This window comes from Cohnella herbarum (genome assembly GCF_012849095.1).
Lineage (GTDB): Bacteria > Bacillota > Bacilli > Paenibacillales > Paenibacillaceae > Cohnella > Cohnella herbarum.
Genome location: NZ_CP051680.1, coordinates 1,378,433 through 1,402,655, shown reverse-complemented (window position 1 = coordinate 1,402,655; position 24,223 = coordinate 1,378,433). Strand labels below are relative to the sequence as shown.

At 47.2% G+C, this 24,223-nt stretch carries 26 protein-coding genes; 22 read left to right on the top strand and 4 right to left on the bottom strand.

What is annotated here, in order from left to right; translation table 11 throughout:
- Nucleotides 1-3 precede the first annotated feature (3 nt).
- The 3 genes from cntD to cntE are packed head-to-tail and all read left to right on the top strand — an operon-like array spanning nucleotide 4 to nucleotide 2,795.
- On the top strand, nucleotides 4-828 hold the full coding sequence (cntD, locus tag HH215_RS06010; RefSeq protein WP_445662477.1) for a staphylopine uptake ABC transporter ATP-binding protein CntD: 825 nt from the start codon (nucleotides 4-6) through the stop codon (nucleotides 826-828).
- The gene (locus tag HH215_RS06005) at nucleotides 815-1,558 is read left to right on the top strand and encodes an ABC transporter ATP-binding protein (RefSeq protein WP_169279073.1); all 744 of its coding nucleotides are present in this window, start codon (nucleotides 815-817) and stop codon (nucleotides 1,556-1,558) included. Before cntD ends, HH215_RS06005 begins: the two co-directional genes overlap by 14 nt.
- A gap of 49 nt (nucleotides 1,559-1,607) precedes the next feature.
- Nucleotides 1,608-2,795, top strand: coding sequence for a staphylopine family metallophore export MFS transporter CntE (cntE, locus tag HH215_RS06000; protein ID WP_169279072.1), 1,188 nt, complete (start codon nucleotides 1,608-1,610; stop codon nucleotides 2,793-2,795).
- Between the two features lie 18 nt (nucleotides 2,796-2,813).
- On the opposite strand, the gene HH215_RS05995 is transcribed toward cntE, so the two are convergent.
- The gene (locus HH215_RS05995) at nucleotides 2,814-3,515 is read right to left on the bottom strand and encodes a MerR family DNA-binding transcriptional regulator (RefSeq protein ID WP_169279071.1); all 702 of its coding nucleotides are present in this window, start codon (nucleotides 3,513-3,515) and stop codon (nucleotides 2,814-2,816) included.
- A gap of 155 nt (nucleotides 3,516-3,670) precedes the next feature.
- Here HH215_RS05995 and HH215_RS05990 point away from each other — a divergent pair, with 155 nt between their 5' ends.
- The 3 genes from HH215_RS05990 (at nucleotide 3,671) to HH215_RS05985 (ending at nucleotide 5,117) form a co-directional block, all read left to right on the top strand.
- Nucleotides 3,671-4,384, top strand: coding sequence for a DUF6273 domain-containing protein (locus HH215_RS05990; protein WP_169279070.1), 714 nt, complete (start codon nucleotides 3,671-3,673; stop codon nucleotides 4,382-4,384).
- Nucleotides 4,381-4,554, top strand: a complete 174-nt coding sequence (locus tag HH215_RS36965; protein WP_375140489.1) for an RCC1-like domain-containing protein — start codon at nucleotides 4,381-4,383, stop codon at nucleotides 4,552-4,554. Before HH215_RS05990 ends, HH215_RS36965 begins: the two co-directional genes overlap by 4 nt.
- A 152-nt stretch (nucleotides 4,555-4,706) precedes the next feature.
- Nucleotides 4,707-5,117 (top strand): hypothetical protein, encoded by a 411-nt coding sequence (locus HH215_RS05985; RefSeq protein WP_169279069.1) that lies wholly within the window; start codon nucleotides 4,707-4,709, stop codon nucleotides 5,115-5,117.
- 329 nt (nucleotides 5,118-5,446) lie between these two features.
- On the opposite strand, the gene HH215_RS05980 is transcribed toward HH215_RS05985, so the two are convergent.
- Complete coding sequence (locus HH215_RS05980) at nucleotides 5,447-6,385, bottom strand: YihY/virulence factor BrkB family protein (protein WP_169279068.1); 939 nt, start codon at nucleotides 6,383-6,385, stop codon at nucleotides 5,447-5,449.
- Nucleotides 6,386-6,629: 244 nt separating this feature from the next.
- On the opposite strand from HH215_RS05980, the gene HH215_RS05975 reads away from it, so the two are divergent.
- The 4 genes from HH215_RS05975 (at nucleotide 6,630) to HH215_RS05960 (ending at nucleotide 10,110) form a co-directional block, all read left to right on the top strand.
- Nucleotides 6,630-7,073: a cell wall hydrolase gene (locus HH215_RS05975; protein ID WP_169279067.1), complete on the top strand. Its 444-nt coding sequence runs from the start codon at nucleotides 6,630-6,632 to the stop codon at nucleotides 7,071-7,073.
- Between the two features lie 337 nt (nucleotides 7,074-7,410).
- Nucleotides 7,411-7,806 carry a MerR family transcriptional regulator gene (locus tag HH215_RS05970; RefSeq protein ID WP_169279066.1) on the top strand — a complete coding sequence of 132 codons (396 nt, stop codon included), beginning with the start codon at nucleotides 7,411-7,413 and terminating at the stop codon, nucleotides 7,804-7,806.
- Nucleotides 7,807-7,856: 50 nt separating this feature from the next.
- Nucleotides 7,857-8,474 (top strand): NADPH-dependent F420 reductase, encoded by a 618-nt coding sequence (locus tag HH215_RS05965; protein WP_169279065.1) that lies wholly within the window; start codon nucleotides 7,857-7,859, stop codon nucleotides 8,472-8,474.
- A gap of 427 nt (nucleotides 8,475-8,901) precedes the next feature.
- Nucleotides 8,902-10,110: an MFS transporter gene (locus HH215_RS05960; protein WP_169279064.1), complete on the top strand. Its 1,209-nt coding sequence runs from the start codon at nucleotides 8,902-8,904 to the stop codon at nucleotides 10,108-10,110.
- 11 nt (nucleotides 10,111-10,121) lie between these two features.
- Here HH215_RS05960 and arsC read toward each other — a convergent pair whose 3' ends face one another.
- Nucleotides 10,122-10,544 carry an arsenate reductase (thioredoxin) gene (gene arsC, locus HH215_RS05955; protein WP_169279063.1) on the bottom strand — a complete coding sequence of 141 codons (423 nt, stop codon included), beginning with the start codon at nucleotides 10,542-10,544 and terminating at the stop codon, nucleotides 10,122-10,124.
- A gap of 28 nt (nucleotides 10,545-10,572) precedes the next feature.
- On the bottom strand, nucleotides 10,573-11,862 hold the full coding sequence (locus HH215_RS05950) for an arsenic transporter (RefSeq protein ID WP_169279062.1): 1,290 nt from the start codon (nucleotides 11,860-11,862) through the stop codon (nucleotides 10,573-10,575).
- Nucleotides 11,863-11,956: 94 nt separating this feature from the next.
- On the opposite strand from HH215_RS05950, the gene HH215_RS05945 reads away from it, so the two are divergent.
- The 12 genes from HH215_RS05945 to HH215_RS05890 all read left to right on the top strand — a co-directional run bounded on the left by HH215_RS05945 (nucleotide 11,957) and on the right by HH215_RS05890 (nucleotide 23,913).
- Nucleotides 11,957-12,340: a MerR family transcriptional regulator gene (locus HH215_RS05945; RefSeq protein WP_169279061.1), complete on the top strand. Its 384-nt coding sequence runs from the start codon at nucleotides 11,957-11,959 to the stop codon at nucleotides 12,338-12,340.
- A gap of 322 nt (nucleotides 12,341-12,662) precedes the next feature.
- A complete protein-coding gene (locus tag HH215_RS05940; RefSeq protein WP_310735555.1) occupies nucleotides 12,663-13,853 on the top strand; it encodes an oxalate decarboxylase family bicupin in 1,191 nt (396 codons plus the stop codon).
- Between the two features lie 208 nt (nucleotides 13,854-14,061).
- Nucleotides 14,062-14,727 carry a signal peptidase I gene (gene lepB / locus HH215_RS05935; RefSeq protein ID WP_169279059.1) on the top strand — a complete coding sequence of 222 codons (666 nt, stop codon included), beginning with the start codon at nucleotides 14,062-14,064 and terminating at the stop codon, nucleotides 14,725-14,727.
- Between the two features lie 59 nt (nucleotides 14,728-14,786).
- Nucleotides 14,787-15,107: a thioredoxin family protein gene (locus tag HH215_RS05930; protein ID WP_169279058.1), complete on the top strand. Its 321-nt coding sequence runs from the start codon at nucleotides 14,787-14,789 to the stop codon at nucleotides 15,105-15,107.
- 163 nt (nucleotides 15,108-15,270) lie between these two features.
- Nucleotides 15,271-15,600, top strand: a complete 330-nt coding sequence (locus HH215_RS05925; RefSeq protein ID WP_169279057.1) for a metal-sensitive transcriptional regulator — start codon at nucleotides 15,271-15,273, stop codon at nucleotides 15,598-15,600.
- Nucleotides 15,601-15,730: 130 nt separating this feature from the next.
- Nucleotides 15,731-16,342 carry a nitrite/sulfite reductase domain-containing protein gene (locus tag HH215_RS05920; RefSeq protein ID WP_254450385.1) on the top strand — a complete coding sequence of 204 codons (612 nt, stop codon included), beginning with the start codon at nucleotides 15,731-15,733 and terminating at the stop codon, nucleotides 16,340-16,342.
- A gap of 98 nt (nucleotides 16,343-16,440) precedes the next feature.
- Nucleotides 16,441-16,644 (top strand): cation transporter, encoded by a 204-nt coding sequence (locus HH215_RS05915; RefSeq protein ID WP_169279056.1) that lies wholly within the window; start codon nucleotides 16,441-16,443, stop codon nucleotides 16,642-16,644.
- 49 nt (nucleotides 16,645-16,693) lie between these two features.
- Complete coding sequence (locus HH215_RS05910) at nucleotides 16,694-19,123, top strand: heavy metal translocating P-type ATPase (RefSeq protein WP_169279055.1); 2,430 nt, start codon at nucleotides 16,694-16,696, stop codon at nucleotides 19,121-19,123.
- A 25-nt stretch (nucleotides 19,124-19,148) separates the two neighbouring features.
- Nucleotides 19,149-20,030, top strand: a complete 882-nt coding sequence (locus HH215_RS05905; protein ID WP_169279054.1) for a DUF8832 domain-containing protein — start codon at nucleotides 19,149-19,151, stop codon at nucleotides 20,028-20,030.
- 270 nt (nucleotides 20,031-20,300) lie between these two features.
- Complete coding sequence (locus tag HH215_RS05900) at nucleotides 20,301-20,702, top strand: GntR family transcriptional regulator (protein ID WP_169279053.1); 402 nt, start codon at nucleotides 20,301-20,303, stop codon at nucleotides 20,700-20,702.
- Nucleotides 20,699-21,796, top strand: a complete 1,098-nt coding sequence (locus HH215_RS05895) for a DUF5808 domain-containing protein (protein WP_169279052.1) — start codon at nucleotides 20,699-20,701, stop codon at nucleotides 21,794-21,796. Before HH215_RS05900 ends, HH215_RS05895 begins: the two co-directional genes overlap by 4 nt.
- A gap of 29 nt (nucleotides 21,797-21,825) precedes the next feature.
- Nucleotides 21,826-23,913 (top strand): serine hydrolase domain-containing protein, encoded by a 2,088-nt coding sequence (locus tag HH215_RS05890; RefSeq protein ID WP_174887605.1) that lies wholly within the window; start codon nucleotides 21,826-21,828, stop codon nucleotides 23,911-23,913.
- Nucleotides 23,914-24,223: the final 310 nt, after the last annotated feature.

The following is a 24,223-nucleotide window of genomic DNA, read 5'->3' as shown; positions in this document are numbered from 1 at the left end:
CCATTGGAAAATATTATAGAAGTGGCAAATTTGAAGATTTGGGATAGCCGCACCGGCAACGTGATGATTCAGAATAGTTCATTTGCTGTCAAAAAGGGAAGCTGTCTGGCTATTGTTGGAGAAAGCGGGAGCGGCAAGTCGCTGACCTGCAGGGCCATTATGAGATTAAATAAAGCAGGGCTTCGACAATCCGGGGATATTCTGCTGGACGGAATGAATTTAAGCGAGCTTTCCGAAAAAGAAATGCGAAAAAAAAGAGGAAAGCAGCTATGTATGATCTTGCAAAACGGCATGCGCGCCTTTGATCCCTCTTGTGTAATTGGGGTTCATCTAAAGGAAACGCTCGCCTGCCATTTCGGCTGGAGCCGTGACGAAATCACCGCCAGAATGAAGATGGCGATGGAAAGCGTGTTGCTGAAAGACCCGATCGCTGTGATGAATCAGTATCCGCATCAATTATCTGGAGGTATGCTGCAACGGGTGATGATTGCGCTTGCCATCGTATTGGAGCCCGACATCGTGATCGCCGACGAGCCGACGACAGCGCTCGATACGATCTCGCAATTCGAGGTCGTGGAACAGTTCATCCGGTTGCGCGAAAAAATGGGCGGCTCGATGATTTTTGTTTCTCACGATTTGGGTGTTGTCCAAAAAATAGCGGATGACGTTCTGGTCATGAAAGAAGGGGACATTGTAGAAAGAGGGACAACCCGGGCCATTTTCACTGAGCCTCAGCACGAATATACCCAGTATTTAGTTTCTACAAAGCTTGCACTCCATCATCATTTCGAGATCGTTATGGGAGGCGTTAGCGTTGCTGAGCATTGATCGCGTTGAGAAATCCTATAAAAAAGGCGGAATGTTTTCCCGCGAAAGACAGAAGGTATTGAAAAACGTTAGCTTCGAATTCCGACAAGGGGAATGTTTGGGCATTATCGGAGAAAGCGGAAGCGGTAAATCTACTCTGGGACGATTGTTGTTAGGGATTGAAAAGCCAGATCGCGGAACCATTCTGTTTGAGGGAAAGAGCATAGAGGATCGCAAAGCGAGATTCGGAAATATAAGCGCCGTTTTTCAAGATTATACTTCCTCCATCAATCCGTATTATACCGTGGAGCAAGCCATGTTGGAGCCCTTGAAGCTGCAAGGAATGGTTAAACGGGAAGCTCTAAGCAAGATTGATCTGTTATTGAATCAAGTCGGGCTGAACCCGTCCTACCGAATCAAATACCCTCATGAGTTATCGGGCGGCGAGGCTCAACGAGTGTGCATAGCAAGAGCCGTTTCCTCGAAACCGAAATGTATTTTATTGGATGAAGCGGTCAGCTCATTGGATGGAACCGTTCAAATCCAGGTGCTTGAGTTACTGAAAAGCCTGCGAAAAATCTACAATATGGGCTATATTTTCATCACCCATGATATTAAGGCCGCTGCCTATATTTGCGACAGGGTCATGATCGTTAGAGACGGTCAAATCGAAGAAATAGTCGCGATTGCACAATTAAAGGACGTTCAGTCCGAGTATGCTAGAAAATTGCTGAAAATGATCATTACTTAACGATAGGCAAAAGGCGTTGTCAGAGAAAGTAGAGGAAGGAGCTAGCGTTTTGAGAGGAGCTTTGTCTTGGCCTTTTTTGCGATTATATTTATTAACGCTTTTGTATTTTAGCGCCAACTCGATTTTGAATGTCATTATTCCATTAAAAGTCGAATCTCTTGGAGCAACCAATACGACGATCGGAATTATCATGGGGGCATATCTGTTTACAACCATGCTATTTCGGCCGTGGGCAGGCCAAATGATTCACAAACACGGGCCGATTAAAGTTTTACGCACGATTCTTGTGATCAATGGCTTTGCTCTCATCTTCTACGCTTTTTCCGGTTTAGGGGGTTATTTCGCTGCCCGTATGCTACAAGGGGTTTGTACTGCGTTCTTTTCGATGGCCTTACAACTGGGCATTATAGATGCGCTTCCGGACAAGGAGCGTTCGCAAGGGATCTCGATGTATTCCTTATGTGCTTCCATGCCAGGAATTATAGGGCCCTTGCTGGCTATAGGAATGTGGCAAACAGGGGATATGAATGTTTTTACGCTAGCTATGGTCGGTATTGCCATTCTTACAGGGGTTGTGGGCTATAGCGCCAAAATGGACAAAAAAGAGATTGATCCTATCTCGGGTCAGGCGGGGCAGAGTGGGGCGATGCTGCAGTCGTTCGGCCAACTGGTCAAAAACCCGCATTTATTCAAATGCAGCGTTTTGATGCTGAGCGCTTCCCTAGTTTTTGGAGCGGCAACCACCTTCGTACCGTTATTCGCTGCGCAAATAGAAAGCGGTAATGCGGCCATTTATCTCATGCTGCAAGCGGGGACCGTAGTCATTAGCCGGTTTGTGTTGAGGAAGAAAATCCCATCTGACGGCAGGTGGCATTCTGCTTATATCATGTCGGTGATGCTTATATTAGCCGTAGCATCGCAATGCGTAAGTTATTCCGTAACGGGCGGAGCTATGTATTTTTATGTTGGCGCTTGCTTAATGGGGATCGCTCAGGCACTGCTTTATCCTACTTTGACAACCTATTTGACTTTTGTATTGCCGCAGTTGAATCGTAACGTGCTAATTGGTTTATTTATTGCCATGGCTGATTTGGGAGTTTCGCTGGGCGGGGTCATAATGGGACCGGTCGCTGACCAATTCTCTTATTCATTTATGTATAGGATTTGCGCAATCTTAAGCGCTTTGATGATGCTCTTTGCCTATGATCGACGTAAGATTTTTGTTGAGACAAGATAAGAGCCGATAACATTCAAGCTATTTTGCAAATTGTATATATCTCATCATTTCCGATATGCCATTCATTTGCTTCTCCAATTGCTCATTCAGCTTCTGAAGCGCCGCTTTGAAGGAGCGTTCAATCGTAGTTAGATCATGCGTCTCTAAAGCTTCAAGCAATTGTTTCATGCTTTCAATGAAAAAGACTGTTTTTCTTAAACTGCTTAGCACGATAATCTTTTTTAATTCCCGCGATGTAAAAACTCTATATCCGTTTTCCGGATTCCGCTTAGAACGAATAAGCTCCTCCTTTTCCCAATGTCGAATAGCGGACGGGTTAACGCCTGCTATTACGGCTACCTCCCCGATTTTCATTTCATCCGTGATCCGAACATTCCTATACATGGTGAAATCAGTTTGATGAATGAGGTTCATAATTTCCTCGACTCGTTGCTTCTCTAACTGAATGTTGTACTGTTGTAAATTGATCATCCAAAGCGCTTGTTCTACGTGCCCTTTTTTCAATAAGTTCATGACTTCGTAGGCGATAGGCAGATCGAATCCTCTGATCAAGGACCGTAAAGCAAGGAAAGCTTGAACATGCACGGGAGAATAATATCTTCTATTACTGGCTGTCCGAGGTACGTCAGGCACCAACTCGAGATTTTCATATCTTCGCAACGTCGTGGTGCTGACATGAAGTCTCTTGGCCACCTGCTTCGGCGTAAAGATTTTGTTCATCTGCGACACCTTCCTTAAAGTCAAACTCTAAAGTACTGCAACAATATTATAATAATCAATGGGCCTCCACACAAGGATTCGTAGTCTATCAAATGAAATCTTGCATGAATGTTATATGATCGAAGTTGGGATGAACAATCTAGGAGGATAACTTAATGGAAAAGGGGCATTTTGCTTTAGCGTACCGGAATCTACAACCCGGCGATTTCTTTACGTACGGCACGTATACGCAGTCTGTGGGCGGTAAAGATCAGGCTATTAAATGGCGTGTTCTTAAAAATTCAGGAAACGAGTTGTTTGTTTTGAGCGAGCATATTTTGGACTGCAAGAGGTATCACGGTAAGAGCGTGGATCTGAAGTGGCGCGATTGCATGGAAATTACTTGGGTTGACAGCGATTTGCGCGAGTGGCTGAATGATGAATTTTATAACGCCGCATTTAATGCCGCGGAAAAGCAATTAATAAAGTCGACTCATTGCACGGACAACGGAGAGGGCTGCCCGGATACGGATGACAAGGTCTTTCTGCTTAGCGTTGCCGAGATCAAAGATTTATCCGACATCCATGGCAAGGATTTGCGGCGCGCTGTCGGAACCGATTATGCCAAGACGAGAAAGTCCGATGGATGCAGCTTATATGTATATAATAAAACGAACAAAGACAACTATGTCATCCTAGACGGCGAAGAAGTCGGCTGTTCCTGGTGGTGGCTGCGAAAACAAGGAAACAAGCCTTCGCGAGCGTTTTTTGTCGGCCCGAGTCGCAGCATTCGCAGTTATGGGAATAACAGTATAGACGGTTACGGCGTGCGTCCTGCTTTAATTCTGATTCTTCCACGAGATGAGAAAACAGTGGAATATGGTGCATGAATATATATCATAAACTAGGACGGTGTCCTAAAGATACCATTGCGGCGGGTTGGCGTCGTACCGTCGGTTTTAAATCGGACGGTACGGTGGTTACTGCGGGGCATAGTGAATATGGTCAATGCGATGTGAGTGGCTGGCTTGGCATTTCAAGACACCGTCGAAATGGATGAAACCTATTTCTGTTCTCTGAAAAAGGGAAACAGCTATCATAGTCGTTTGAACCGTTGAATTGACCGTTTTAATGGCGTAGCTACCAAGTAATTGAAACATTATTTGGCTTGGTTCCGTTACTTAAATTAGTTCAACAAATGGAGGTGATTTTATGAAATTAACGATTACACCTTTAGCTCTGTTATTAGTCGTTATGCTTATTTTTTTCGGATGTAGTAAAGCTGTACCTGAACCTGATTTAGCTACAAAAAAACTTAATGAGTTATACCCTGGTGATATTCAGAAAGTTGATTACATCGAGATTCGCAGTGGCTCAACAGGTCAACTCAAATCGTTTAAGGACCAGGAGCAGATACAAGATTGGATTAATAAAGTTCGTAAACAAATATTAATTCCCGACCCCAATCAGGAAGGTAGAACTGGATTCCTATACGGGATTTCTTTGTTCGAGAATAAGGAGTTAAAGCTAGGTTTTACCAACAATAATATTTCAGGCAAATATTATCTTCATAATGAAGAATTAGTAAATGAAATTCAAGTTCTTTTCGAAAGTACACAATAGCAATACGGGAACCAACTTTTTAGCTGCATATCAAAAGACAGGGTCGAGGAGTAACTGCATTTCTGCATTTGTTTTCAGGAAGGATGCCCTCCATTTGGCAATTAAATGTATTTCTGTAGTAATTTTATCCCGTTGATTCCCTCCACGGGTTCAAGCGGCCTCAATAAATGTATTTATGCAGGTAATCTCCCTTTTCGGGTCGAGGAGAAAAAAATAAATGCACTTTTACAGGTATTTCTTGATCGGGTGTAACGGCGTCGATCCCAAGCCGACTTCTCCGCAATAAGTGCTATCGATGACTCGTGTTGGGATTTCCCCCAGGAATATCTTTACACGATATTGCTGGCGCGGGATCGAGAAGACTCAGGAGGGACTTTATCTTCCACGGTCCCGCGGTCATCGGTAGGCCGGCGCAGACGCCGGTCCTTCTCAGCTCCGATCCGGCTTTCCCGTCGGAAATGGACGGTCGCGTTAATCTCTCCGCCCAACAGCAGGATAATCGAACTCCAATACAGCCAAACGAGGAGCACGATAATGCCTCCCAGGCTGCCATACGTTTTCGCGTAGTTTCCGAATTGGTTCACATAGAAAGAAAAGAGAAGGGACGACACAACCCACCCCGCCGTCGCGAAGATCGAACCGGGTATTGCGCCGCGCCAAGATAGCTTGCGGTTCGGCATCATCCGATAGAATAGCAGGAACGATAGGAACATGGCCGCGAGCGGCACGGCGAACTTGACCGTATCCCAAAGCCACGGGAACGCCTCGGGATAGCGAAGCTTTCGAAAAAGGTATTCGCCGACGTATTTGCCCATCACAAGCGTCAGCATGCTGGACAGAACGACCACCCCTAGGGCGAGCGTTGCCGCAACGGACATCGCACGGACCTTCCAGAATGGACGCGTTTCGTCTTCGTCGTAAGCTTTGTTAAGCGCTTTGATCATGGCGTTGACGCCGTTGGAGGCGGCCCATATCGTCCCTAGCATTCCGATCGATAGCAAGGCGCCGTTCCGGTCGGCGGTCACCTCGGTCACGACTCCGCGCACAACTTCCCCGGATGCGGCGGGAAGGGCGAGCAGCAGATCGGCCATCAATTCGTCCGGATTAATCCGAGCGAATCCGATCAGGCTGACGAGGAAGATCAAGAAAGGGAAAAAGGCGAGCAGTAAGTAATAAGTCAACTGGGCTCCGAGCGAGGTTACGTCGTCCGCGCGGAATCGTGCGTACAGATCACGTGCGAAATCTAGCTTTCCTGTAGATGGTTTCATATCGCAATGCCTCCTTCGGCGCATGATCGGCCGGTCCTTTTAGACCCTTTTTACCCGCCAGCTTCATACGCGAAGCATCGCACCGATTCCAACCTGCAGCCTTCCCTAGTTTCCATCTACAGCTAACGATCAGAAAAATGTCGCATAACGGTTATTTATTATCGCTTTCTATTTTGCCTGAGTAACACATCCGCTTCATCGCACCTACAATATGAGGAGTCTAGAAATCTAAAGAGGTGAGTCAATGGCAGTCGTAAAAGCCAGGAAACAGGATATTGATATGTTGGCAAGGTTGCTTCGAGCCGAAGCTGAGACCGAAGGCGAAACGGGCATGCTCCTTGTTGGAAATGTTGGCATCAACCGGATTAGAGCGAATTGCTCCGACTTTAAAGGACTCCGGACAATTCCCCAGATGATCAACCAGCCGCATGCGTTCGAAGCATTGCAACATGGCATGTACTATCAAAACGCAAGAGATAGGGAACGCCGTCTAGCGCAACGGGCCGTGAATGGAGAGCGGAATTGGCCAGCCAAATACTCCCTATGGTATTTCCGTCCAGGCACGTTCGAAAATCCCGGTCCCTGTCCGCCAACATGGTATAATCAGCCGCAGGCAGGACGATGGAAGAAGCACTGTTTTTATGAACCGACCGCCGAAGAATGCGAAAATGTATACAATACGTTTTAATTTAATTACCACATAGAGCTCAGGATCTCTTAATCTGATTTGTCACGGCCATGTGTCGGTCGACAAGAACTCTATCTCATGAAGTGCCGCGTAAATCGCGGCTTCTTTGGGTTCAGACAGAAGTTAAAAAAAGGAAAAAACGGTGGAGCGGAGAATACGTTGTTGTCGGGATTGAAATTGAATTAACGGGAACGAGAGCACAAAATCAGGCTGCCGATTGGCGGCCTGTTTCATTACGAAATAACTCGATTCAAGCCGAAACGAAAAAAATCACTTCGCGGGGTTGACCTGGAGTCGACTCCAGCATGTAGAATGCGAAATGAAGGAGGTGATCTCGTTGTACACGATTGGTCAAGTCGTAGAGATGACGGGGTTCGGACACGATACGCTCAGGTATTACGAGAAAATCGGGCTGCTCATGCCGCAACGCAAACGGCCGAGAGGAGCGCGGGTGTTTAACGACGACGATCTCCGATTGTTGTCCGGACTGAAATGCTTGAAACGGCTGGGATTGTCTTTGGAAGAAATCAAGACGTTCACGAGCACGAAACGTTGTGTAACCGATCGCTTGTCGATGAATGACGGAGACGAAGCCGTTCTCCGAGAACGGATCGTCCTGCTGAAGGACAACTTGGTCCGGATGGAGACGCAGCGCCGCGAACTCGACGAACTGATCGATCGGACGAAAAACAACATTCGAATGTACAACGAACTGTTGGACGGGACGCCGTAAACGTTATCGAAAGTTCCGGTGTACGAGCCTCAAAAGAAGGAGATGCGAGCATGGACATTGCTATTATTGGGTCGGGACACATCGGAGGAACGTTAGGGAAAGCATGGGCGGCGAAAGGGCACATGATCTCGTTCGGTTCGCGGAATCCGCAAAGCGAACGGATGATTGCGCTGATAGAGTCGATCGGTCCAAACGCCACGGCTGCGTCCGTTAAGGAAGCGACCGCTTTCGGCGAAATTGTCGTATTGGCCGTTCCCGGCTCGGAAATCGAGCGCGTGCTGGAGGAGGCGGGAGACCTGGGACGGAAAATCGTCGTCAATGCGACGATTTTGTTCGACGGGCGGTCGGCGGACGCGGAAGTGCGGAGACTCGCGATTGGCGCTCGCGTCGTGCGGGCTTTCCATACGTCGACGTGGGAGGCGCTCGCAAACCCGCGGTTCGGCGAGGCGAACGCCACGCTCTTCATTAACGGGGAGGACGAAGAAGCCAAGCAAACCGTCTTCCTGCTGGGGGCAGAAGCCGGATTCGACATGGTGGACACGGAAGGTGCAGAAGCGATGGGCGAGATCGAGAAGGCGCTCGGTTCGTTCTGGACCGCGCTCTCGCCGCGGTTCGGCCGCGACTACGCGATCCGGGTGCTTCGAAGGGAAGAAGTGAAGTCGTCTTAAACCGAGGCCGTGAGGTACAACGGGCCGTCGCGATCGTTCGGTTGCGAGGGTCCGTTTTTGTTGCAGCGAAGCGGCACGATTTGAGCGGCTTTGTAAAGCGGGCGAGCGGTTTGGAGTTTGCTCGGAGACGGACACACCTGATCAAATAGAATAATCGTAAGGGAACCGCGTAAACCGCGGGTTTTTTATTGCCGAAAAGGCATTCTGAGTTGGCTTCGCTGGCGAAAGATTGACAAAACGATGAAACACGAGATATATTTACACAGTAATTTAGTAAATTAGTACGTATAGTTATTTAGTAAATTAGTAAGTTAGTAAACAGATAAGGGGGGTGAGGACATCGCATTCTCGCTTTGTCCGTTCTGGTCTGTCCATCCATGAACATTTTCGCGAAGTTAAAAAATTTTAGAGGATATGGGGTATTAAAATGTTTTCCAATCGTTATATTCGAACTATTATCTTCTCCCGTGTGCTGCTGCAGTTGGGAATTTGGATCCGAAATTATGCCGTATTACTTTATGTTACTGATCTGACGAATAATAATCCTGTTTATATATCGCTGATTTCGGTTGCGGAATTCGCTCCGATCTTTCTATTCGGTCTTATTGGCGGAACGTTAGCCGACCGATGGCGGCCGAAGCGGACAATGGTACGGAGCGATCTGTTGTCTTCCTTGTCCGTTGTGGCCGTACTTCTTGCCATCATGAATGGTGGATGGGTCGCACTTCTCATCGGATCGTTCGTTTCCGCCAGCCTGTCACAATTTTCTCAGCCTTCGGCCATGAAATTGTATAAGCGCCATGTGCCAGGCGAACAATTGCAGGGCGCGATGGCGATGTCCCAAACTCTTATCGCTGTCTTTATGGTTTTGGGTCCGGTCATCGGTACGTTTATTTTCATACAGTTTGGAATTAAAGTATCTCTGATCCTGACGGCAGTTCTGTTCCTAGGTTCTTCATTTATATTATCATCGCTACCTCGAGACGCGGAGGAAGCGAAGTCTGGCGATGCCGGCAGCTTCATGAAGGAGCTGAAGGCCGGGTTGCGCTATATCGGGTCCAATCAATCCTTAAAAACACTCAGCTTGACCTTCTCGGCTGTCGGATTGGCTTCAGGATTGACTCAGCCGCTACAGATCTTTCTTGTCATCGAGAAATTGGGACAGGACAAACAATTTCTGCAGTGGTTGGTTATGGCGAACGGGGCAGCCATGTTGGTTGGCGGAATAGCCATAATGGGGATAGCCAAAAAGGTGAAACCGCAGCGGTTGCTCATGTTTGGCTTGCTTGTCACCGCCGTCTGCACGATCGGAATAGGTGCGTCTACGATGATTTGGCTGACCATCGTTCTCTTGGTGACCAGCGGTTTATTTTACCCTTGTATTCAAGGCGGAATCCAGACGCTGATTGTACGGAACACAGATGGAGCATTTATTGGCCGGGTATCCGGGGCGATAACGCCTGTATTTATGGGAATGATGGTGATTGGCATGTTCATTTCCGGCTATTTGAAGGATATGCTTTCCTTACTGGCGGTGTATGCGGCAAGCGGTGGTTTGATTGTTATCGGTGCGCTTTTACTAATCCCTCTTATTATTGAGAAAAGAAGCAAAACGGAGAGAGGTCATGCATCATGACCGATGAGTTGTTATTTTCCCTGTTGAACGAACTGCTCGATACGAGTCTTGATCGCATCGCGGACGGAACGGAACTGATCCAAGATCTGTTCCTCCGTCCCGGTCGATTTAGCGGGGTCGTCGAAACCCCAATGCCATTTCGTGACGTTTCGATTGGATATAACAGGGCAATGCTCATCGGCATGTCCGCACAACGTAATAACGTAAGTCGCCCGATTTAGAGTCTCCGGGTCAATGACGTTCGAGGTATTCGATGAGATATCGACGTCAACCTCAGCCATGACTTTAACCGCTCTCGGGTTCAGCCCATGCGCTTCAAGTCCTGCGCTTTTCACTTCGTAAAGATGACTGCCGATTGCATTGAGAAATCCGTCCGCCATTTGACTCCGGCAGGAGTTGCCCGTACATAGAAAGTACACAAGCGGTTTTATCATTTTCTCAGATCTCCTTTAATTAACTACATTAATTGATAAAAATAAGCCAGAAATAAAGGCTGGTCAGCGTGATGCAGAGGACGGGGACAGTGAGAACAATACCTACTTTGAAATAATACCCCCAGCTGATTTTGACGCCTTTGGACGACAGGACATGCAGCCATAACAAAGTAGCCAAAGAACCGATCGGCGTAATTTTGGGACCCAAGTCTGAGCCGATGACATTCGCATAGATAAAAGCTTCTCGAACAAGCCCTGTTGCATGGGTACCTTGGATAGCGAGCGCATTGATCATTACCGTCGGCATATTGTTCATGGTCGAAGAGAGAAGAGCCGCGATAAATCCAGCACCAAACGTAGCCGCGAATCCCCCCTGATCTCCGACCCATTCGAACAGCTTTCCAAGTTCATCCGTAAGACCAACGTTGCGTAGGCCGTAAACCACGACGTACATGCCGATGGAAAAAACGACAATAGCCCATGGCGCGCCTTTCACGAGATTCCAGCTATGAATACATTTACTTTGCCTCGCAAATATAAGAAAGATGATCGCGGCTACTCCGGCAATAATGGAAACAGGAACATTGATAACTTCGCTCATCAAATAGGCAATCAACAATACAGCCAAAATGCCCCAAGCAATCCGAAATAATCGTTTGTCTCTAATAGCTTCCTTTGGCTGTTTTAGCTGCGCAAGGCCGTATTGCTTTGGAATGCTTTTTCTAAACATCAGGTACAAAACCAGTAAGCTTGAAGCAATTGCAAAGATCGTCGGGACGATCATACGACCGGCATATTCGGCAAATCCGATGCCAAAGAAATCCGAAGATAAGATGTTCACCAAGTTGCTAACGACGAGAGGCAGGGAGGCGGTATCCGAAATAAACCCGCTTGCCATAACATAGGGGAGAATCATTCGTTCATCGAATTTCAGAGCTCTGACCATGGACAAAACGATCGGAGTTAGAATTAGCGCAGCTCCATCGTTAGCAAAAAAAGCCGCTACCGCAGCGCTAAGCAAAATGACGTAAACGAACATTAGGTTTCCGTTGCCTTTGGCAAACCGGGCCATATGAAGCGCCGCCCATTCGAAAAACCCGATCACGTCCAAAACTAACGAAATTAATATAACGGCAACGAAAGTAAGCGTAGCGTTCCAAACGATCTGAGTAACTGCCCAAACATCATTCAAATTCACGACTCCGAAGATCAATGCAAGGATAGCGCCTACGCATGCAGACCATCCGATGTTAAGACCGCGAGGCTGCCAAATCACAAAAATCAAAGTAACGATGAAAATTCCTAAAGCAACGATCATGAACCCACCCCTAAGTTGTCCCAAATTGATGGATATTGTATGCTTGAAAAAAGTCTATCACTTAAAGTTAACTTGAAGTCAAGGGGGGATTCCCATGTTATCCATCGGGAAGGTCGCTGAAAAGAGCGGTACAACGACATCGGCAATACGGTATTATGAACAGATCGGATTGCTTCAGCCGCCACGTCGCAAGAACGGTAAGAGGGTGTATGAAGTTGAGATTTTTGGGAGGATCGACACGATAAAGCTTGCACAGAGCGCGGGGTTTCAAATCCAAGAGATCAAGCAGTTGTTGGATGGCTTTGATTCGCAAGTTGCACCTTCCGAGAGGTGGAGGCTGATGGCTTTGAGGAAACAGGACGAACTCGAAGCGAAAATCCAACAAATGACCCGTATGAAAACCATTCTGGCAAACAGCGTAAAATGCGACTGTTTGTCTTGGGAACAATGTTTTCAAGATAATATCAAGGTAAATTGAATATCTCTGAGCTAACCGGCTATCAAGATCTTGTAGCAATGAAATGAATTCTGTACGGAATCTTCGAGTTAAGCAGCGAGAACGTCAGCGATGCAATCCGTTCGTGTTGGAATGCTGTAACTCGTAGAGACGTAACATAGATAGATTGTCAAAAGCCGCCTCTAAGGAAGTTTGAGGGCGGCTTCTTTTTCATGCGTTAGACCTAATAGCCGTTACTTATTTGATTCTCTAAGTATCCAAATCGTAAATCCATTCATAACTTATTTTAGGCACTTACCCAGTAATAAGTATGAAGTGTATCGATCGAGAGGTGCAAATGATTATGGAAAACGAAACTCGGAATGGAAATATTCCGCAGCCGATAAGGAATGATGGTGCGGGTTGGTACGATTTGGGACCACGGGACGTTATGCGAGACATGGAGAACCCTGACATGCTAGTATCGCCTGTTACCGATGCCGGTTCGTTGCCCAATATGAAATTCTCGTTCTCCGACACTCATATGCAGTTAAATCATGGCGGGTGGTCGCGGGAAGTGACGGTTAGAGAGCTTCCGATCGCAACCACGATTGCCGGGGTGAATATGGCTTTAACTCCCGGCGGTGTGCGTGAGTTACATTGGCATCAGCAAGCGGAATGGGCTATCATGCTTGTGGGGCGAGCGCGCATTACATCCGTTGACCAGAATGGAAGGAACTTCATTGCTGACGTAGGTGTTGGCGACTTGTGGTACTTCCCGCCAGGAATTCCGCATTCTATTCAAGGGTTGGAAGAAGGGAGCGAATTTTTGCTTGTCTTCCCTGACGGTAATTTCTCCGACCTCAATACTTTGACTATCTCCGATTGGTTCGCACATACGCCAAAGGACGTACTATCCGCGAATTTCGGAGTGCCAACAAGCGCTTTTGCCCATATTCCGAATCATCAGCTATACATTTATCAGGGTACCGTCCCGGGTCCAATCGAAAGTCAGAAGGTTGCAGACCCGCAAGGCACCATACCCTTATCCTTTACGCATCGACTACTCGCACAGAAGCCGATTGTAACTCCGGGCGGAACCGTGCGTATAGTCGATTCCACCAACTTTCCGATTTCCACTCAAATTGCCGCATCGTTGTTGGAAATCAAACCGGGAGCAATGAGAGAAATGCATTGGCATCCCAATAATGATGAATGGCAATATTATATCTCGGGTACGGCGCGTATGACGGTATTCGCCGCCAATGGCACTGCTCGCACTTTCGATTATCGGGCTGGGGATGTCGGTTATGTACCGTTTGCTAATGGTCACTATATTCAGAATACCGGTGATAAAACCCTATGGGTTATGGAGATTTTTAAGAGTGACCGCTTCGAAGATGTTTCGCTTAGTCAGTGGATGGCGCTTACCCCTCATCAAATCGTACAGAGTAACCTTAATGTAGGACCGGAATTAATGAACGCATTGCGAAAGGAAAAATCGTTTATAGTAAAACATCCTGGCTATTCTTATTACCCACGAACGGATAGATAAATTTAACATTTAAATAACAACACAGGCTGACGAACAGACAGTCTGTGTTTCTTTCGAATGAACGTTGTGAATCGGAGGACCATTAAGCTACGAACGGGCACGTTAGCGTAACTATTGGAAGGATTCTACGTTTAATATGTAAAGTTAATTATAACAGGGGGGATTTTAAGTTAAACAGAAACAGGTTACTAAATTGAGGGTGACGGTAGTGAAAAATGTTAAATGGCTTTTCATTCTCATTGTCATTTTGTTAGTCGCATGCGAGAAAAAAGGCATTATAGACGAGATGACACCAGAGCAACCTCCAGTCATCGAAGCAACAGATCAGATGTTTACCATCGACTATTCGGCAGACGGGATGGCAAGAACGAAATTGGAGTATATTACGAATGAGAATAGAAAACTAGTCATTGATCCTAATTTTTATCAATATAACGAATTCAGACGTGGTGATGTGATCTATTACTTATCTCCTTCTCTTAGCAATAACTCTGATTCGATTCCTAAACCTCCTAAAAGTAACATCGCCAGAGTTATTGGTCTTCCTGGAGAGACAATAAAAATCAAGAAGGGTCAAATTTACATAGATGAAAAAAAACTCAACACTTTCTACGGAAAAGCATTAAGTTGGGGACTGGATGAAAAACAATATTTCAAAGTCATGAACAAACCTGGATCTGGCGTATGTGATGAAGCTTGTGAGAAAACTATGAAGGATTTTTTCAATACGAATATGGCAAGTACCCAAGTCCCCGCCAATCATCTGTTTGTGCTAGGCGATACTTGGTTTAGAAGCATTGATAGTCAATTTTTCGGTGCATTAGATCAGGGGAATGTGGTAGGTAAAGTACTCGGCTATGAACAATCAAAATAATAAGCTAACGATTATGTACCAATTATCTGGGTAAGTTACACATGAGGAGGGATGTAGCAATGACTATATTAAATTTGTCGGACAACGATTACGATAAGTTGGTTTCCGAACAAGATGCCGTCTTGGTGGAGTTTTGGGCGGAATGGTGTTCGCTCTGTAAACAAATGAAGCCGATTCTAGAGGACATCGATCAAGCTTATGCAGGTAAAGTAACGGTGGCCATGGTGGATGTAGCGACGGAAACGAAAGTGACAGAGCAAATGGGAGTCATGAGTTTACCAGCGCTGTTTATTTATAAGAAGGGGCAACTAGTCGGGAAAGTGACAGGATTCGTACCCAAAGAAACGTTAACAGGCGCCATCAATCAGCTCATCCCGTAGGAGGGCATGTCAATGGCTTATATCCCGGCAACGATTGCCTCCTTGTCAAGGGCAAGACCGGAATAATCCGGTTTGGCGTCGAGCTTATCCAACATAAGCAATCAGAATTTTGCTTCGTATAGGGTTAGGGGGTATAATGGAGCGTAAGGGGAGGGGATAAGCCATGGAAAAGGAATTAACGGTTGAATCCGCTGGACATGAACATCATCACCGCCATCAACATAGCCATCACTCCGAGAAGACCAAGATAAACCTGACCAGCCGCCTGAACCGAATTGAAGGGCAAATTCGAGGGATCAAAGGTTTAATCGAAAAAGATACGTACTGCGATGACGTCCTCAATCAAATCGCTTCGGTGCAATCAGCTCTCAACGGCGTAGGAAAATTACTTCTCGAGAACCATATGAAAAGCTGTGTCGTTGAAAAAATTCAATCGGGCGAGCATGCAGTCATCGATGAATTGCTGACGACGATAAATAAACTAATGAAATGATAATCGGAGCAAATGTGCTTATGTACATTTGCTTTTATATTATGAATTATCTTCGCTTGACACAATATAGGGTACGGGGGTATATTATATTCATGGACATTATCATTAACGACAAAGGACGTGTTTGAACTTGACTCTTCGCAAATTAGCCTTAGCAACTCCATTGGCGGTAGGTGGAACGACGTATCAACCGGAGCAATTAACCGTCATTGGTTCTATAGTTCATCCAGGCACTGCAATCGAAATGACACCATTCAAACAGCTTTACGTATTCGTGGATGAATCTAAGTTTTCAGAAGCGGAGGAAGAGTTGGCCAAGGCAGGTTTAAGAGTGTTACCAACAGGTTCTACCACAAAAAACTTGCAAGCATGCAATTTCTGTAAAGGTCATGAAGAAGCCGGTTTGTCGTTCGCGCTTCGGTTGGATGAAGCGATCTCCGGAATGGAAGTTCCGGTTCCGATAAAGATCGGGTATGCAGGTTGCGCTCTGGGAACAAGCGAACCGCTTACCAAGGACATTTCCGTTGTCAAAATGAGGGATGTATATGACCTCTATGTCGGGGGAGACGTTAAAGGAATAAAAGCAAAATTGGCCAAGTTATTTATGTCAGGAATCCGGGAGGAACGGGTCATTCCGATAATTCTAGAGATAATCGACTACTATCGGACGCATGCCAAAGGAAAAGAAAAGTTTACCAAATATATCGATCGAATCAATCTTAAGGAAGTCATTAATGGATAGTTTTTATTTTGCCCCTTTTATACATTAGGGGGGTATAGTAAGAAGATTTTGATTACAATTAACAAAATAACAAAATGAATGATATGGAGGAATTAAAAATGAAAAACGTACTGTTAAATGTTGAAGGAATGACTTGCGGTCATTGTGTTCGTACTATTGAAGGAGCAGTCCAAGCTCTCGATGCAAAAGCAACTGTTGATCTAGACGCAGGCTTGGTTGAAGTGGTATATGACGACAGTAATATCTCATTGGACGCCATTGTCGAAACGATTGAGGAACAGGGTTACGATGTGTTGAAATGAAAAAGTCACATCGTTAAGATGGAATACGACAGAGGAATAGGTGATGATTATGAGTAGTCCTAATCAAGCAGTACCAACCCAACAAGCGACACTACAGATCACTGGCATGACTTGCGCAGCATGTGCCAACCGTATAGAGAAAGGCCTGAATAAGCTGGAAGGCGTTGCACAAGCGAACGTTAACTTCGCCATGGAACAAGCATCCGTCAACTTTGACCCTTCTCAAGTCAACATGTCCCAATTGGAACAGAAAATACAAGACTTAGGATATGGTACGGTAAAGGAGTCCATTGACTTCGATATTGTAGGCATGACCTGCGCAGCATGCGCCACGCGTATCGAGAAAGGCCTTAACAAAATGAGTGGAGTAAAAGCCACTGTGAACTTAGCTTTGGAGACGGCACATGTGGAATATATTCCATCCATGACAAGTGCTGAGGATATGATCAGGAAAGTCGAACAGATCGGCTACAAAGCTAAACCGAAGAGCGAGCAGACGAAAGAAACCGATCATAAGAAAAAAGAAGTCCGCAGCCTGCAGATTCGGTTGATTGTATCGGCTATTCTCTCATTGCCGCTTCTATGGGCAATGGTTGGACATTTTTCGTTTACGTCATGGATATGGGTGCCGGAGATTTTCATGAATCCTTGGTTTCAATTGATATTAGCCACCCCGGTACAGTTCATTATCGGCAGTCGATTCTATGTCGGAGCCTACAAGGCTCTGCGCAACGGCAGTGCGAATATGGATGTATTGGTTGCGCTCGGCACATCTGCCGCTTACTTCTATAGCGTTTACTTAACAATCGAATCGTTAAATGCATCCGCGCATCATCAGGTTGAGATGTATTATGAGACGAGTGCTGTGCTGATCACATTAATCTTGTTGGGTAAATTATTCGAGACGCTGGCGAAAGGCCGGTCTTCCGAAGCGATCAAAGCATTGATGGGCTTACAAGCCAAGTCGGCTATCGTCATACGGAATGGTCAGGAAATGAGTATTCCGGTTGAAGACGTAGTAGCTGGAGATATATTCCTAGTTAAACCTGGAGAGAAAGTACCTGTCGATGGCGAAGTGCTTGAAGGGTTATCGGCAATCGACGAATCGATGCTAACCGGCGAAAGCATCCCGGTAGATAAGAAGACAGGAGATCAAGTCATCGGAGCAACGCTGAACAAAAACGGCGTGCTTAAAGTACGGGCGACCAAAGTCGGCAAAGAAACGGCGCTTTCCCAAATCATCAAAGTCGTTGAGGAAGCGCAAGGCTCGAAAGCGCCGATTCAAAGGGTAGCCGACGTGATTTCGGGGATATTCGTCCCGATCGTCGTAGGGATTGCGGTCGTCACTTTCTTGATCTGGTACTTCGCCGTCGATGCAGGCAATTTCGCAGAGGCGTTGGAGAAGGCAATTGCCGTTCTGGTTATCGCATGCCCTTGCGCGCTAGGTCTTGCTACGCCGACATCGATCATGGCCGGTTCGGGTCGATCCGCTGAACTCGGTATTTTGTTCAAAGGCGGCGAACATTTAGAATCCACGCATCGCATTAACACCATAGTATTGGATAAAACGGGAACGGTAACGAAAGGCAAGCCGGAATTGACGGATGTTCGGATTGAGCAAGGCTTTGATCGGGAACAGCTCTTGTCCTGGGTTGCCGCAGCGGAGAAAAATTCGGAGCATCCACTAGCGGAAGCGATCGTGGCTGGCATTCAAGAGCTAGGTATTTCTCTTCCGTCGACCGATTCCTTTCAAGCGATACCTGGATTTGGCGTTGAAGCTACGGTCGAAGGGAACGAATTGTTAATTGGAACCCGAAAGTTATTGGCGAAAACCAATGTGAACGCGGAGGCCGCTTTCGAGGAAATGAGCCGACTGGAGTCGGTTGGAAAAACAGCGATGCTGGTTGCGGTTAACGGAAAGTACGCGGGTATGGTAGCCGTAGCGGACACGATTAAAGATACGTCGAAGCAGGCGGTTGCCAGATTAAAGCAGCTCGGCTTGGAAGTCGTGATGATGACGGGCGACAATGAACGTACCGCTAAAGCCATTGCGAGTCAAGTTGGAATCGACCATGTGTTGGCGGAAGTGCTGCCGGACGGTAAAGCCAACGAGGTCAAGCGATTGCAAGAAAGCGGGAAAAAAGTCGCGATGGTTGGAGATGGAATTAACGATGCGCCGGCATTGGCCATTGCGGATATCGGGATGGCGATCGGAACGGGAACCGACGTGGCCATGGAAGCCGCGGATGTTACTTTAATGCGCGGGGACTTGAACAGTATTCCGGACGCGATCTCGATGAGTAAAAAAACGATGGTCAACATTAAGCAAAACTTGTTCTGGGCGCTTGCTTATAATGTGATCGGCATCCCGATCGCGGCGCTTGGATTCCTTGCACCATGGCTCGCCGGAGCAGCTATGGCTTTAAGCTCCGTCTCCGTTGTGCTGAATGCGCTACGTCTACAAAGAGCAAAAGTATAAAGTTATTGATATCATGGAGGCTAATATGAAAAGAATCTATTTGATCGGATTGCTAGCGGCACTAGTTCTTGTTGCCGCTTGCGGCAAACAAAATAAACAAGATACAGATAATCATAGTGCTCATGGAGGAAATTCTCAAGCAGCATCGCCCGCTGTATCCAGTGCCGAAGAGCACGGCGAAGCTCATGGAGAAGAACATGCCGGGGAGACGAAGAAGCTAGAGACGAATGCCGTTTGGAAATGGTCTGAAGAAAAGCCGAGATCCGGAGAGAATACCTTAATAACCGTACAAATTCAAGATACGGACGGGAAAGCCATCGAGGATTTCGATATTAATCACGAGAAGAAGCTTCATCTGATCGCGGTTAGCAAAGATTTATCTTACTTTGACCACATCCATCCGGAGTACAAAGGGAATGGGCAATTCGAAATCACGACGGCGTTCCCTTCCGGTGGTGATTATAAGTTATTCGCCGACTATATTCCTACCGGCGGATCCGCCACTACGAAGTCCGAGTGGATCAAAGTAGAAGGGCGAGCGGCTGAACAAGTTCCTATTGAGCCATCGGATGAACATTCCGTGATCGTGGACGGGGTAGAAATCTCGCTCGTCAACAATCATCCGGAAGCCGGCAAAGAAATGATGTTGAACTTCAAACTTTCGGATGCGAAGTCCAAAGAGCCGATAACGGATCTAGAGCCTTACCTAGGCGCTGTTGGGCACGTTGTGATCCTAAGCGAAGATACAGAGCAGTATTTGCATGTACACCCGATGGAGGAAAAAGCGAAAGGCCCGGATGCGAAATTCATGACGACGTTCCCGAATACCGGCGTATATAAGATCTGGGGACAATTTCAACGAAACGGTAAAACTTTTATCAGTCCCTTTGTAGTTGAAGTGAAATAAAGTAATCTTATGGCCGCGATGATGCAGACTGGAAATGACCGTTAACGGGAAGCAAGATAGTTGAATAAGGATACAACGGCAGCTGACCTGAAAATCAGCTGCCGTTTTCTTTTAAGCATAGCAAGATGAAAGAATTCAGATCTGGATCTTGTGTGTTATTTCCATATGTGTTATACATGTAATATAACAATATGTTATATATGTAATATAACAAACAACAAAAGAAGGCGGGTGGATCGATATGAAACGGCTTCATAAGGAGGGATATTCTTGTTCATTGAGCTCGATCTACAATCGGAAACCCCGATTTACGCACAACTGGTTGACCAAATCGTCGAGGGGATCGCCTCCGGTGCCTTGAAGCCGGGGGATCCGCTTCCGTCGATCCGGAACTTGGCGGAGGACTTGGGGATCAATCTCCATACCGTTAACAAAGCCTACAATTTGCTCAAGCAGGAGGGCTTTCTTCAAGTGCACCGGAAAAAGGGCGTTATCGTTCAGCCCGACGGGATGCCCGGCGTGACGGAGGCGTTCGAGGAGAAGCTCAGGCAGCAACTGCGTTCTCTTGCCGCGGCAGCTGCGGTACGAGGCATGACGGAAGAAACGTTCGCGCAGGAGAGCAGGTCGGTGTACCGGGATACCATTACCAATCGGGGAGGGGAACAGCGTTGACTGTACTGGAAACAATCATGATATCCAGCTTTTATTTGTTTATTGCGTTGTTGATCAGCATACAGGCTTATATTGGCCTGCGGACTTTGCTGTTCGGCATCGCTCTGCCGGCGGAGGCCATGCAAGATACGGCCGTCCGAGGCATTCGCAGGAATTACGTCCTGCTTACCGGCGGTTCTGCGATCTTCATCGGAGCAGCTTGCTTTATATTGACGCGTCATCAAACGACGAGTTGGAGTATCCGGTGGTGGGCGGCAGCCATCTTGCTTTTAATGATTGTGTCGGTCTTCGCAGTTCGGATCAGCCGGATGTCCGCGCAACGCCTGAAAGCGGCCAGAGGCTGGCAGGTTGCCGTGCAAACAAAGCGCGCAGCAAGTCTTATGGTCGGCCGAACGCATCGTTCAGCGTTTGGCTCTTGGTGGTATTTGGCGCATGTCGCCGTAATGGTGCTATGTATCATCTTTGCCGTTGCGAGATGGAACGAGATCCCGCAGTCAGTCGCGATACATATGGGTCCGAATGACTTTCCGGATCAGTTCACTAACAAATCCGTACGAACCGTGTTCATGATGAACATCGTGCAAGCGCTGATGATCGCGTTATTCGCCGGCTATAATCTGATGATTAGCCGTGCCAGGACATCGCTGGATCCCCAGTACCGGGATGCTTCGTTGCGTAAACAGTTGAAGCTCAAGAAAATCCATTCGATTACGGCTTGGGGGATATCTCTGCTGGGGATTGCAAACTTAGGGTTGTTGCAAGCCGTAATGTTGTACGGTTGGAAGCTTAATCTGCTCTTACGCTACAACATCTCGTTTATGGCGGCGTTCTTCTTGACGCTGATCGGCGTCTTGCTTTACCTGCGGTTCAGAGGCCTTGATCAGCACCGGGACATTCCGTCGCAGGAGGAGCGGCATTGGAAATGGCTCGGCAGCATTTACGCCAACCCCGAAGACCCAGCGTTATTCGTTCCGGATAGATACGGATTCGGATGGACGATTAATATGGCAAATCCGCGCGGTAAGATCATAGCCTCTACGACGATCGCCGTTCTGATGACCGCCATTCTCGTACCCATTTTCAATTTTCGATAATTAAGGCATTCTTCGGAGGGAGAGTTTAAATGATGGAAAGCCGATGGATAATAGGAGCTGTGCTAGCTTTGTGTCTGCTGATAACCCCTTGCGACGACAACAAGGCAGCGGCAATGGATTCACATTCGAATAAGGTTGCAATCACCTACGAAACAACCCGGAAAACGGCTAAGGAGAAGGCAGATCTCCTTACGAAAGCTTACGGCACGAATAGTGTACAGTACGCCCTTATCGATCATGGCAACATCGTTGTATCCGGCCAATCCGGCAACAATGATGAGCAAGGACAGAAGCCGCTCACGAAAGACACGATGTACGGAATCGGTTCGACAAGTAAAATGTTTACCGCGGTTGCCGTCATGCAGTTGGTCGACCAGGGGAAGATCGATCTCGATACGCCGGTCGTCCAGTATATCCCCGAGTTTACGATGAAGGATGAACGCTACAAGCAGATTACTCCACGCATGCTGCTGAATCATTCTTCCGGTCTGAACGGATCGTCGATGACGAACGCCTTTTTATTCGAAGATAACGATACTTACGCTCACGACACACTGCTGAAACAATTGGCCGGTCAGACCTTAAAGGCAGATCCGGGCGCTTATTCGGTTTACTGTAATGACGGATTTACGCTGGCCCTGATTCTGATCGAGAGAGTCGGCGGCATGGACTTTACCTCTTATATCCATCGATATATTACGGAACCTCTGGGTATGACCAATACGAAGACGCCGCTCGATTCTCCTGACACATCGAAGATGGCGGGACTCTATCATCCTACTTATACAGGACAACTTCCCAACGAGACGGCTAACGTGATCGGAGCGGGAGGCATTTATTCCACGGCGGAAGATTTGGCCCGATTCTCGCAAGTTTTCACGGGGGAAGCGGAAGAAGTCTTATCCGTCAAATCGGTTACGGCTATGGCCCAAGACGAATATAAGACGCCTTTGTGGCCTGCCGATGCGGATAACTTATTCGAATACGGTCTCGGCTGGGACAGCGTCAATCTGTATCCCTTCAGCGAATATGGGATTAAAGCGCTGACCAAAGGCGGGGACACGCTTTTCTATCACTCGGTGCTCGTTGTGCTTCCCGAACAGGAAATGGCGGTAGCTGTCGTCTCTTCTGGCGGGAGCAGTACGATCGACTGGCTTCTGGCAAACGAAATCCTGCTTCAAGCGCTGAAGGAGAATCGGACAATTGCCGAATTCAAGCCTGAGAAATCGTACGGCGCGCCGGCAAAGACTGAAATGCCGGAGTCCATGCTGCAGTATTCGGGAATCTATGGCGCGACAAGTTCAACGATAAACATCAAGATTACCGAAGGCGGCGTCATGTCCATCACTTCTGAGCTGGCACCCGGTAATCCAGCCCAGATCTACGAGTATTCGGCGGACGGCACGTTCCGGAGCGCGGATGGGAATGTGATGATCAGCTTCGTGACGGAGAAGAACGGCCGTACCTACTTATGGCTTCGCCAATACGCTTCATTGCCGGCTCTTGGACAGATCGCTATGTCGGAGTACAACGCCGAGAAGCTACAGCCTAAAGATCTTCCGTCAGAGACGAAAAAAGCATGGATTCAGCGCGACGGCAAGAAGTATTATCTGCTGAACGAGAAGTATACGTCGCTTATTTATTTGGTGTTGCCGCCCATCCAATTGAACGTGTCGAAACAATTGCCGGGGTACGTGTTGGATAAGCGAATAACGGGCCCGAATACGGCCGTCTCCGAATTGCAAATTCCGGGACAGAGTGGGCGGGATCTCTCGGGGTATACGTTTTTTATGCAGGATGGCGTTGAGTACTTGAATCTTGGCGGAAGCATCTTAGTAAACGAGGACGCCTTGAAGCCTATCTACGTCGCTAAGAAGTCAATCGTTACGATACCGTCGAGCGGATACGCCAAATGGTATACGATAAGCGACAAAAACGGGGGCAAAATCGTTAAGGTGAATATGTCCTCGAACGCCTCCTTCACCGTGTATGATGCGAAGGGAACATGCACCTACTTCAGCGTCATCGGAGGCAAGGATCAGGTCGAACTGCCCGCGGGAGGATCGATAGTTTTCGCTGGGGATGCCGGCACGAAGTTCGAGATTTCCGCGCAGTAACGACGCAATAGGCATTTCATAACTGGCCAAGAATAGTTCAATATGCAACCCTAACGAAGCTGCCGGAATGATCGGCGGCTTCGTTGCAATAACGGGCGGCTAACGCAATTGGCAAGAGAATATGACCCTGGCGTCAACAATTAATTATTAATCAACGAAACGAAGGGTGCTATACTGAAAAAAATAAGAATTTAATTTCGCTACACGGGGGGATAGAATACAATGGATTTGGAAAAAATCAGAAAAACTTAGGATGTTCTGCGCGAATATGCTCGCGACCCTAGTAAGTTAGCGTAGGAGTCATGAACAT